A 12,133-nucleotide genomic window follows, 5' to 3' on the forward strand; every position below is an offset into this window, starting at 1 on the left:
CACTGGCTCCGACGTGTTCTGCCACCACCACTACTGGCATGGTAGCGGCAATCCCCTGATTTCCAGAACCGGAATTACTCATCGCGGGCAACAGCGCTCCGCCCATACGTGCATCAGATGCCGCCGCCGAGCGAATCATGATATCCGACAGCAAATCCTTAACCAGCAGCCCCCGCCCGCGCTGACGCATCAGTGAAGCACCAATGTGCAAGCCATAGTTGCCCGTTAGCCCTTCTTGCGACAGTGCCCCATTCAATTTGGCGGCCTGTAAAATAAAGGCAATCTGCTCAAATGGCACTTGAGTGGCAAATTGATAAACTTGGCGAGCCGTCGCCTGTTTCAGACAATCATGAGCATGGCATGCCGCCTGTTCTGACGGGGACTCTGGCGCCAGTTCAAACAGAACATTGCCATTGATGACAATTCTCACCACTTGAGTGTGGCTACCAGCAATAGTGACACAAGCCCATTGATCTCCCTGATGTAGCGTGGCTTCGGCAAACAGGATTTCATCCCCCGCCTGCATATCGACTCGTACATCCCCCCGTTCCAGCATGGCTTTCGCCTCTGCCACCTGTTGCGAACTGAGGTTTTTCAACACCTCCAGCCCGCCGTCAGGATCACCGCCTAATGCTCCGACTGCGGCGGCGATGGGTAATCCCACCATGCCGGTGCCAGGCACTGTCACACCCATACCATTTTTCATCAGGTTTGGTGAAACCCGCGCCTCAATACGCTCAGCTTTCGCGGGCAAATATGAAGCAGCAATGGCTGATGCCAACGCCAAGGCGATCGGTTCAGTACACCCTACTGCGGGTTGCACATCCCGTTGAATGACATGGATAAACGCCGTCCATAAAGCAGAATCAGTTGTGTTACTCATAATAAATACCTTCAAACATTTACAGCAGGTAATGTCAGATGCCGTTATTTCAAGAGAATGCCAGGAATGGAGAAATACACAGTAAAACGCCGGTAATAATAATGACGGTCAGAGACAGACCTTTATATTTATGTAGCGCCGGCACTTTATAAACTAAATAGGCAGGAATCAAACACCCCACCATACCGAATATTGGGCTACAAATAGAAGTAAAGCTCAAGACGGGTGCATTTAATATAATCGCGCCCCATGCCAGTAATACAGCAAAGACCATGATTCCATTTTGCACCCAGCGCTCATTAATATTTTCAGGTGGCATGATTCGACGTAATATATTAAGCACAATACCTTGTGTCGCTTCGCGGAAACCTAAATAAACACCAAAGAATGCCGTCATTACTGCAAAGATATTTAAAATAACACTGACTACCGTTGCCCATCCGCCAGGGAAGAATTTAGCGGCGATGGCTAGCGCTGAAATGTTTTGCTCATAAGCTTTAACCGCTTCATCGTGTCCCATTGCCAGCGTAAAGGAAACCGCATAGAAGAACACCGTGCAGAATAAAATACCAAAAGCAATATTCATCGCCCGCAGGGCTTTATGACGAGCCACTTCCAGTGATTTTTCCTTGGCTCTATATGAGATAACCATTGGACTGAGTGTTTGAATAAACAAAATAGACGTCAGGGTAAACGGCAGTGTAATTATTGCATTTTTTATCAGTAAACCCACGGGTGGCAGTATACCAACGTTGTACAAGTGCCACATCCCTACCATCGAAATACCCAATGCAGCCACCACCAATAACTTGGTAATCACCATAAAGCTCGACAGTTTGAACAGCAGTTTTTCACCTCGTGAGGAGATTGCCACCAGCACGCAAATTAGCACTAAACCATAGAAAGGATTATCGGATAATAACCCTTCGGTTACACCGAATGTTTGTAAGTAGGAAGCGCTGTCATTGGTGATGGCAGTAGAATAAACAAACATCCAGATGACCAGCATAATAAAATAGAGCGCACCTAAAACGATCCCCCAGTTTTTTCCTAAATATCCACTGATAACACTCGGGTAATCTTTACATTCTGGTGATTCTGCCAATGTATTAATAAATAATCGTTGAAAGAGATACATGGCAGGATAACCAATAATAGATGAAAGCAAAAACACCCATAATCCCATCAACCCAACTTGCACCGGTAAAAATACAATCCCGGCACCGATAGCCATCCCAATACTCATTATTACCCAGCCAAAATCCGTGCTGTCAAATTTAATAGCTTCCTGCCATTCCCTCTCAGTCATATTGGCATTTTTAGCTGCCGGAGAATCAATTAAAATGACACTCTCATTTTTTTTTGCCGTTTCCATAATCGGTCTCGCCTTAATCTCTGGTTAGTAGGTTTTATTGTTATAAATATGTACAGAGCGAGTTATCCGCTATTTAACCCACTAGGGAAAATAGCCGAGGGCAGGTGTTCTTATTTTTTGGCTATATTACGCCGAGGAATAGAGAATGTTTTTTTCACTTAGCCTAATTAATTCATCACGAATGGAAAATTATTCTACAAAAAGAGTCTTATCCTGAATTTTAATCTACTAGCATGATCAATTAGCAGTATATTATTTCACAAAAAATCAGATCAATCATTAAGACATTGATAAATAAAGATTATATGTAACTTACTAGTATATATGCACTGCGGAACAATGTTTTTTCAACAGTAAATCTGTGACAATCATCAATAAAAATTAACCACTCAAATAGAAAGGTTAATGTGATATTTGTCGATATGCTCACATCTTTCAGAGCCAATAGCACTTGAAACAGTATTAAATGTTTTATAATTGATTTATCGGTTAATAAATCAGAATAATTGACTGGTGAAATCAGCCAGCAGTGCTAAATTGGTGAAATGCTAAAGATAAAGCTGCGGGTACGTTATGCACCCGCAGAAGGAGAGACTAGTCTTTGCTGGCGTCAGATATCCCGCCGCCCAGAACTTTATATAATGTAATCATATTATTAGCTTGTGTTTGTTGCACAGTAATCAAACTGGCTTGTGCCGAATACAAAGTGCGCTGAGCATCCAGCATATTCAAATAAGTATCGATTCCTTGTTTATAGCGTTTCTGCGCCAATTCAAAACTTTCCTGTGCTGCCGCCACATAAGCTTGCTGGGCCGCCAACTGCTCCTGAATGGTGGCTTTACGCGCCAGAGCATCTGCAACTTCCTTAAAAGCGGTCTGAATGGCTTTCTCATAGGCAGCGATATAACCGTTTTTCTGTGCTTGTGAATAATCCAGTGCTGCCTGATTCGCCCCACCGTCAAATATCGGTAAGGTAATAGCCGGGGCAAATGACCAAATCCCGGCCCCCTCACTGAGCAACGTTGACAGTGCCGAGCTGCCCACGCCGCCACTGGCAGTCAAGGTCACGCTGGGGAAAAACGCTGCCCGAGCCGCCCCAATATTGGCGTTAGCCGATTTCAATTTATGCTCAGCTGCCAAGACATCAGGCCGGTTCAACAACACATCAGAGGAAAGCCCAACAGGTACCGCTTTGATAACCTGTGGCAAGGTAGCTGCCGCTGCTGGTAATAAATTCGCCGGTACCGGCTGCCCCACCAGCAAATCCAACGCATTTTTATCCTGTGCGACGGTCGTTTTGTATTGCGCAACATCGGCCCTTGCTGATTGATACAAGGTTTCCATCGCGGCCACATCAATACGTGACGCTACGCCATTTTTCTGCCGCAGTTGCGCTAACTTGAGCGACTGCTCCGCACTGTTTAGCGTTTCTTCGGCCAACAATAATTGATTCTGGTCAGCCGCTAAGGTCACCCAGGCGGTTGCCGTATCAGCAATCAAGGTAATACGCGTGGTTTTCGCGGCCTCTTCTGTTGCCAGATAGGTTTCAAACTCAGCACGAGACAAACTGCGTTTTTTGCCGAATAAATCCAGTTCAAAGGCACTGACACTGATCTCAGCACCATAACTCTGACTGATCGCCGTATTATTGTTGCCGTCGGATGTATCGGATAATGAGCGCCCGCGGCTACCCTCTACTCCGGCATTGACCGTTGGCAGCTGAGCGGCACGTTGTACACCATATTGCGCACGAGCAGCTTCGATATCGGCAATAGCCTGACGTAAATCGCGGTTACTGCCTAATGCCAGGGTAATAACTTGGCGCAACTTAGGTTCAGTCACGGTTTCCTGCCACGGAATATCTGCCGCCGTGCTGCTACTGGCGGTTGAATAAGGTAACGTTGCCGGAACCGGTGCTGCCGGACGTTGATAATCTGGATCGAGAGAAATACATCCTGCCAGAAGCGCGGGTAACAATAATGTCAGTATGCGACTGAACATTTCAGACTCCTTTATGTTCAGTGGTTTTTTTTTGACTTGCCGCTGAACACGCGACGAATCAATACAAAGAATAGAGGGACGAAAAAGACGGCCAGCGCGGTCGCCGTTAAGGTACCGCCAATAATACCGCTACCGATTGAGATACGGCTGTTGGCTCCAGCACCAGTAGAAATTGCCAGAGGCATGACCCCAGCAACAAACGCCAGTGACGTCATCAGGATAGGCCGTAAGCGCGTCGCAGCGCCCTGCAAAGCCGCTGCCACCAATGGCTCACCACGTAAATAGGCTGCCTCAGCAAATTCAACAATCAAAATGGCGTTTTTTGATGCCAGCCCAAGTGTCGTCAGCAAGGCCACCTGGAAGTAGATATCATTCTCCAGACCACGCAATGTCGCTGCGGCTACTGCCCCAATTATCCCTAACGGGATAACCATCATGACCGAGAAAGGCACCGACCAACTCTCATACAGGGCTGCCAAACACAGAAATACCACCAAGATTGAAATGGCATACAGTGACAATGCTTGCCCACTGGCTAATCGTTCCTGATAAGACAATCCGCTCCATGAATAACTGGTACCGGGTAATTCAGCTGCCAATTTCTCCATGCGATCCATTGCTGTACCTGAGCTGCTGCCGGAAACTGCCTGCCCCTGAATTTCATAAGACGCCTGCCCGTTATAGCGCGAAAGGGTTTCCGGGCCATAGATCCAACGTGTGGTCGCAAAAGCAGAAAATGATGTCATGGCATCACTGCTACCACGCACGAACCATTGATTGATATCTTCTGGTTTAGAACGGGAATCTACATCACCCTGCATATACACTTTTTTCACCCGCCCACGATCAATAAAATCATTGATATAGGTTCCCCCCCAAGCAGCACTCAGTGTGGCGTTCACATCACTTATTGATAAACCTAATGCTGCGGCTTTATCGTTATCAATATCCACCTGTAGTTGCGGCATTTGTTGTAAGGTATTGGCGCGAACGGAGGTCAAAATAGGATCTTTACTGGCGTTGCCAATCAGTTGATCGCGCAAAGTAAGTAACTGCTCACGGCTGGTATCGCCAGCAGCCTGTAGCTCAAAAGTAAAGCCATTCGACTGACCCAATCCATCTACCGCGGGCGGTGTCATACTGAAAATTTGGGCGTCACGAATAACCGATAGCGCCTTCATCGCGCGGTCAGCAATGGCTGTTGCGGTGTTTTCACTGCCCGGTCGTTCACTCCAGTTTTTCAATGCAATAAACGCCATACCGGCATTTTGCCCGCTGCCACTGAACCCAAAGCCAGAGATAGTGAAGATCGCTTTGGTATTGTCCTTTTCCTGTGTCAGGAAATAGTTTTCTACCGCCTTACTAACTTCCATAGTGCGCCCACTGGTTGCCCCGGCAGGCAAGGTATATTGCACCATGACATCACCTTGATCTTCAGTGGGTAAAAAGCCGGTCGGCAGACGAATAAACAGTATGCCCATCGCCACAATCAGCACGGCGTAAATCAGTAAATAGCGTAAAGAACGATGGATAACATTCCCGACCATGCTTTCATAACGCGTCTGCATTCGGTCATAACGACGGTTGAACCAGCCAAAGAACCCCGTGTTTGATGGCGGCTTATGATTGGGTTTAAGGAATGCGGCGCACAGTGCGGGTGTGAGGGTCAATGCCACCAGTACCGACAATGCCATCGCTGATACAATCGTGATGGAAAACTGGCGATAAATCACCCCGGTCGCACCACCAAAGAAAGCCATCGGCAAGAACACCGCCGAGAGCACCAGTGCAATCCCAACCAATGCACTGGAAATTTCACCCATTGATTTCTCAGTGGCTTCACGAGGTGGGAGATTATCTTCCCGCATCACCCGCTCGACGTTTTCCACCACGACAATGGCATCGTCTACCAATAAACCGATAGACAGCACCATACCAAAAAGTGTCAACGTATTGATTGAGTAGCCAAATATTGCCAGTACGCCAAATGTTCCCAGCAATACGACGGGAACCGCAATCGCGGGTATCAAGGTAGCGCGGATATTTTGCAGGAAAACGTACATCACGATAACCACCAGCAAGATGGCTTCGATCAGTGTTTTGACGACTTCCTCGACCGACACTTTAATAAAATCAGTGCTGTCTTTGGGATAGGCAATTTTGTAGCCGTCAGGTAGGCTCAACTCGAACTCGGCTGCTTTCGCCTTGACTCTCTCGGCGGTCGCTAACGCATTGGCACCCGGCGCTAACATCACCGCGATCCCCGCGGCCGGATGACCATTTAGACGAGTGGTCACGCTGTAGTCTTCATTACCCAGCTCAACACGGGCCACATCACTCAGCCTTACCACCGCGCCGGTGCTGTCACTTTTAACAATAATATTGTTAAATTGCTCCGGTGTTTTCAGGCGGGATTGCGCCATGACCGTCGCGGTCAATTGCTGTTCTTTGCCACTCGGTAATGCTCCGATTTTACCAGCAGAAACCTGTGTGTTCTGTGCTTCAACGGCAGTTTGAATATCACTGGGCATCAGGCTGTAAGCCGCCAATTTGGTTGGATTTAACCAAATCCGCATCGCATATTGCGAACCAAACACTTGCACACTCCCCACCCCTTCGAGACGAGCCAGTGGGTCTTGCAAGTTGCTGACCATATAGTCGGCAATATCCGTCCCGGTGTGTTTGTCCTTTTCATCATACAGCGCCATGATCAACAAGAAGTTTGTCTGCGATTTGGTCACTGTGACCCCTTGCGACTGCACCTCGGTTGGCAAGCGAGTTAGCGCCTGCTGCACCTTATTTTGCACCTGTACCTGTGCAGTATCGGCATTGGTTCCCTGTTTAAAGGTCGCGACGATATTAGCCTTGCCATCAGAGCTACTGGAGGAAGAGAAATAGAGCAAACCATCCAACCCCGTTAGTTCTTGCTCTATCACCTGTGTCACACTGTTTTCGAGTGTTTCAGCCGAAGCTCCGGTGTAAGTGGCTTTAATAGAAACGGATGGCGGTGCCACATCGGGATATTGGGCTATCGGCAAGGTTTGCATCGCAACCGCTCCGCCCAACATGATAACAATGGCAATGACCCAGGCGAAAACCGGACGATGGATAAAGAAACGAGCAAACATCGATTATTTCTCCCCGGTTGATGACGTGGCAGATTCAGCCACAACAGGCAGCCTGGTGCTCACCTCTACCGGTTTAACTTCATCACCGACACTGACTTTTTCCGTTCCCTCAACAATCAGGCGATCACCCGCAACCAACCCGCTGTTAATCAGCCAGTAGTTATCAATGGCACGCTCGGTGACCACTTCACGCCGCTCAACTTGCTGCAGTTGATTGACGACCAGCGCAGTAGCATGGCCTTTCGCATCATGGGTGATACCTTGCTGAGGCGCTAAAATCGCAGCGTTATTCACACTGTTACGCACCGAGGCGCGCACAAACATGCCCGGTAATAATTGATGTTCTGGGTTAGGAAATTCAGCCCGCAGAGTCACCGCGCCAGTCGCTTCATCCACGGCCACTTCGGCCAGTTGCAGCGAACCCTTGTGAGCATAAACTGAGCCATCTTCCAACGTCAGCTGAACAGGGGCATTCACCACAGTTTCATTACCGGCCTGCTGCTGTTTGCGTAGAGCAAGTAATTGCGCACTGGATTGAGTTAAATCAACATAAATGGGGTCGAGGTTACGGATGGTTGCTAATGCCGTGGTTTGGTTAGCCGTCACCAGCGCCCCGGGCGTCACAGAGGAGATACCGATGCGACCTGAAATGGGTGCCCGCACTTGGGTATAGGCCAAATTGATACGTGCGGCTTCCAGCGCGGCTGTTTTTTCAGCCACATTGGCCAATGCTTGCTGATAGCTGGTTTGGGCATCATCAGCATCTTGCTGTGATACACCATTCTCTTTAGCTAATGCGGCATAACGTTGGGCTTTCAGCCTGGCGGATTTTACGCTGACCTGAACATTTTGCAGCGCGGCTTTTGCGGTGTCATAAGCCGCCTGATAACTGGCTGGGTCTATTTGATACAACACTTTGCCAGCACTGACCTCAGCCCCTTCAGTGAATAAGCGCTTCTGGATGATCCCATCGACTTGCGGCCTGACTTCAGATGTCATCACCGCAACCGTTCGGCCCGATAAATCGCTGCTCAATGTCACGGGTTCGGTTTTTAAGGTCACCACCCCCACCTCTTTGAGTGAGGGCGTAGCTGAAGGTGAAGAGTTTTGATCGCAAGCGGCCAGCGTGAACACCAAACACGCCAAAATAATCTTACTGCGCATAAATTTGTACCGTAAATTGTGATGAGAATAATCATTCGCAATTGTACGGATATCGGCTGTTTGCTTTTTTCAGTGTTATGTAAGGATTGCGAAAAAAAATATTTCAGCCCAACGAGAGGTAAGGTTTACCAGCTCTTTAATCGCCGCATTTATTACCCCGTCAGCAACTGTTATTTAGATTATGCTGCTAAGGGTAATAGCCTCGCATTTCTGTGAGCAAATTAGTTAGATCCTCAACGTCATTGGTGGTGCAGGTAGGCAGCCAGCAAACACATCCCGATGAGCTTACACAAGTAAGTGATTCGGGTAAGTGCGCGCAGCTAACAACCCTGCAACGTCAAGGACAAAGAGGATTAGTGCGTTCGCCCTTCAAGCGACTCGACATAAGGTTAAGATGGACGATTCTATGACTGACAAAAAAACTGTACCGCTTTCTGTTCTCGATTTATCACCGATAGCTCAGGGCAAGACGCCACGAGATGCATTTCACGCTTCGCTGGATTTGGCTCAACATGCTGAAAAGTGGGGATATCACCGCTACTGGCTGGCTGAGCATCATAATATGACCGGCATTGCCAGTGCTGCGACCTCTGTGCTAATTGGCTATATTGCCGGTGGCACCAGCACCATCCGCGTCGGTTCAGGTGGTGTTATGCTGCCAAACCATTCGCCATTAGTGATAGCTGAGCAGTTTGGTACCCTCGCCTCGCTGTATCCAGACCGTATCGACCTCGGTCTGGGCCGGGCACCTGGCACTGATCAGCGCACCATGATGGCACTACGCCGACACCTCTCCGGTGAGGTAGATAACTTCCCGTCTGACGTGCGCGAACTGCAAAACTACTTTGCCGAGGTGCAACCTGGGCAAGCAGTCCAAGCGGTTCCCGGTCAAGGTTTGCATGTTCCTCTGTGGCTGCTGGGTTCCAGCCTGTATAGCGCGCAACTGGCAGCGGCTATGGGGCTACCTTTTGCTTTCGCCTCGCATTTTGCGCCAGACATGCTATTCCAGGCGCTTAAATTGTATCGCGAAAACTTCAAACCCTCCGCTCAATGGGCAAAACCTTATGCGATTGTGTGTGTGAATGTCGTCGCCGCAGACAGCCAGCGTGATGCCCGTTTCTTGTTTACCTCGATGCAGCAGCAGTTTGTCAATTTGCGCCGTGGCACACCGGGGCAGCTTCCTCCGCCAGTCGAAGATATGGAGAAAATCTGCTCGCCAGCCGAACAGTTTGGTATTGATCAAGCGCTGCGTTTATCCATTATTGGTGATAAGAGTCAAGTCAAACACGGACTTGAGTCATTATTGCGAGAAACTCAAGCTGATGAATTAATGGTGAATGGCCAGATCTTTGATCACCAAGCGAGATTATATTCATTTGAGATAGTTGCCAGCCTGCAACAAGACTTGCAACCAGGCGAGCCTCTCTAATCTATTTATATACAATGAATTAGAGATATAATAAAACCAGCTCTAGGGCTGGTTTTATGTTTAACCATAAAGTCATCACAAACTCATCATTGAACTATTTCATTCAGCTAAAAAAGTGTATTGAATTTGTTAGATAAAAACAGGTAATAATATAAAGGCCATCAGAGTCGTGAAAATAAACACGTGCTAATCCAATAAACTCTATTTTGGGTTTCCTACCCTTTTCGTTTCGCTCCATTTTTTAAGAAAAATAAAATCGATGGCTGAAGTGAATCATAATAAAACCAATAACTCGCACAATGGTTTATCGCAAGATACTCGTTTGTGGCAGTTTTTGTATGCGATGACAGTGCATTACTTTGCCAAGGAAACATCAATTCCTTTCAGGGATCGACTCTTTGCCTATGCAGGCTGGGCTAGTCTGACTCAACTTCTGCTTCAGCATCTTTTTTCGCAAAACTAGCGATATTCTGCGCTTTTGTTGCCTCGCATTGCTCTACTGAAATAGTGCCTTTTGTTTTTCTATCTTGATATTCTTTAAATGCCGGGTCCCAAATCCAATTATTTTTAAAGTACTCCCCTTCAGCTAATTTAGCGCAAAGGTCTTCATTATTTAGTGAGGTTACAGGCGTTGAGCATGCAGTAAGAACAAAAGAAAAAAGAGGTATAACTATATAAGCTTTCATTTTTAGATCCTTATGATAAATAGTTTTTTGTTGCAAAACAAATCTATCACAATGGTATGTAATCTTTCTTAATTTAAAAGAAAACATATGTAAATGGACTATCAATTGTGAATTAATTATGATGCTAAATAATATGCAACTCAAATATCCGATTACAATAAAAAAATATAAGCTGAATTATTTTTATTTCTATTTTGATTAAGAATTGAAAGTAATAGATTATTTCCAATCTTCATTAGGTAAATTCGTCCCAAATATTTTTTGTTATTAGGCAAAATAAGCCCGTTTGATACGCATAAAAAACCAGCCCGAAGGCTGGTTTTTATGTTTAATCATCAAGGATGGCTAAGACTTATGCGTCACCGAAACGACGACGAGCAGGTGCAGCAGGCGCTGCGGCATCATCACGACGTGGTGCAGCTGAGCGCTGACCATCACGATTGCCACGACGCTGTTCGCCAGCACCGGCTGGAGCACGGTCACTACCGAATGAACGGCGAGGAGGAGCACCAGCAGCACCGTCACGGCGTTCGCCACCGAATGAACGGCCAGCACCACCGCCACGACGCTCACCACCACCGTTACCGCCAGCAGGACGTTCACGACGTTCATGCGGCTGAGCATCACCCAACAGCTGCATGTTCAGCGGCTTGTTCAGGATACGGGTGCGAGTGAAGTGAGATAACATTTCGCCCGGCATGCCTTTCGGCAGTTCGATAGTTGAATGTGAAGCAAACAGCTTGATGTTACCGATGTAACGGCTGCTGATATCACCTTCGTTAGCAATAGCGCCAACGATATGACGAACTTCAACACCATCATCGCGGCCAACTTCAATGCGGTACAGTTCCATCTCACCAACATCACGACGTTCGCGACGTGCTGGACGTTCGCCACCGTCACGGCTGTCAGAACGAGGTTCACGACGGCTGTCATTACGGTCACGACCGCGATCGCTACCACGATCATCGCGAGTATTGAATTCACGCTGTGGACGACGTGGTGCTTCTGGAGGCAAGATCAGAGGACGTTCGCCCTGTGCCATTTTCAGCAGTGCAGCAGCCAGAGTTTCAATATCAAACCCTTCTTCTGGTTGCAGCTTCGCCAGCAACCCACGGTACATATCCAAATCACTGCTTTCCAGTTGTTGGCCAACTTTAGCCGCAAATTTGGCTAAGCGACGTTCGCCCAGTAATTCAGCGTTTGGCAATTGGACTGGTGGGATAGTCATCTTCATAGTACGTTCAATGTTCTGCAACAGACGACGTTCACGTCTATCAACGAACAGTAATGCACGACCTGCACGACCTGCACGACCGGTACGACCGATACGGTGGACATAAGACTCTGAATCCATAGGGATATCATAGTTTACTACCAGGCTGATGCGCTCAACGTCCAAACCACGAGCCGCAACATCAGTTGCAATCAGAATATCTAAACGACCATTTTTCAGGCGTTCAAGAG

Annotated in this window: 8 protein-coding genes; 1 reads left to right on the plus strand and 7 read right to left on the minus strand. The window is 47.6% G+C overall.

Features of this window, described 5'->3' with window-relative positions:
* The 5 genes from ACNSO8_RS07360 to ACNSO8_RS07380 all read right to left on the minus strand — a co-directional run.
* Positions 1–883 (minus strand): serine dehydratase subunit alpha family protein (locus ACNSO8_RS07360; RefSeq protein WP_418394258.1); only part of this gene is annotated, 883 nt, incomplete at its 3' end.
* A gap of 49 nt (positions 884–932) precedes the next feature.
* Positions 933–2,258, minus strand: a complete 1,326-nt coding sequence (locus ACNSO8_RS07365) for a hypothetical protein (RefSeq protein WP_418394259.1) — start codon at positions 2,256–2,258, stop codon at positions 933–935.
* Positions 2,259–2,852: 594 nt separating this feature from the next.
* Positions 2,853–4,259, minus strand: a complete 1,407-nt coding sequence (locus ACNSO8_RS07370) for an efflux transporter outer membrane subunit (protein WP_057620367.1) — start codon at positions 4,257–4,259, stop codon at positions 2,853–2,855.
* Between the two features lie 17 nt (positions 4,260–4,276).
* The gene (locus tag ACNSO8_RS07375; protein WP_418394260.1) at positions 4,277–7,387 is read right to left on the minus strand and encodes an efflux RND transporter permease subunit; all 3,111 of its coding nucleotides are present in this window, start codon (positions 7,385–7,387) and stop codon (positions 4,277–4,279) included.
* 3 nt (positions 7,388–7,390) lie between these two features.
* Positions 7,391–8,551, minus strand: coding sequence for an efflux RND transporter periplasmic adaptor subunit (locus tag ACNSO8_RS07380; protein ID WP_418394261.1), 1,161 nt, complete (start codon positions 8,549–8,551; stop codon positions 7,391–7,393).
* 406 nt (positions 8,552–8,957) lie between these two features.
* Between ACNSO8_RS07380 and ACNSO8_RS07385 the strand changes: the two genes are divergently transcribed.
* A complete protein-coding gene (locus ACNSO8_RS07385) occupies positions 8,958–9,980 on the plus strand; it encodes a luciferase-like monooxygenase (protein WP_057620373.1) in 1,023 nt (340 codons plus the stop codon).
* A 416-nt stretch (positions 9,981–10,396) separates the two neighbouring features.
* On the opposite strand, the gene ACNSO8_RS07390 is transcribed toward ACNSO8_RS07385, so the two are convergent.
* Both ACNSO8_RS07390 and ACNSO8_RS07395 read right to left on the minus strand, forming a co-directional pair.
* A complete protein-coding gene (locus ACNSO8_RS07390; protein WP_019080685.1) occupies positions 10,397–10,666 on the minus strand; it encodes a hypothetical protein in 270 nt (89 codons plus the stop codon).
* Between the two features lie 352 nt (positions 10,667–11,018).
* Positions 11,019–12,133 (minus strand): DbpA RNA binding domain-containing protein (locus tag ACNSO8_RS07395; RefSeq protein WP_418394262.1); only part of this gene is annotated, 1,115 nt, incomplete at its 5' end.

This window comes from Yersinia sp. LJYL362 (assembly GCF_048323875.1).

Excerpts from the sequence above, each read along its gene's own strand:
- ACNSO8_RS07380 (WP_418394261.1), bottom strand. The coding sequence starts at position 8,551 with ATGCGCAGTAAGATTATTTTGGCGTGTTTGGTGTTCACGCTGGCCGCT.
- ACNSO8_RS07390 (WP_019080685.1), bottom strand. The coding sequence starts at position 10,666 with ATGAAAGCTTATATAGTTATACCTCTTTTTTCTTTTGTTCTTACTGCA.
- ACNSO8_RS07365 (WP_418394259.1), bottom strand. The coding sequence starts at position 2,258 with ATGGAAACGGCAAAAAAAAATGAGAGTGTCATTTTAATTGATTCTCCG.
- ACNSO8_RS07385 (WP_057620373.1), top strand. The coding sequence starts at position 8,958 with ATGACTGACAAAAAAACTGTACCGCTTTCTGTTCTCGATTTATCACCG.
- ACNSO8_RS07370 (WP_057620367.1), bottom strand. The coding sequence starts at position 4,259 with ATGTTCAGTCGCATACTGACATTATTGTTACCCGCGCTTCTGGCAGGA.
- ACNSO8_RS07375 (WP_418394260.1), bottom strand. The coding sequence starts at position 7,387 with ATGTTTGCTCGTTTCTTTATCCATCGTCCGGTTTTCGCCTGGGTCATT.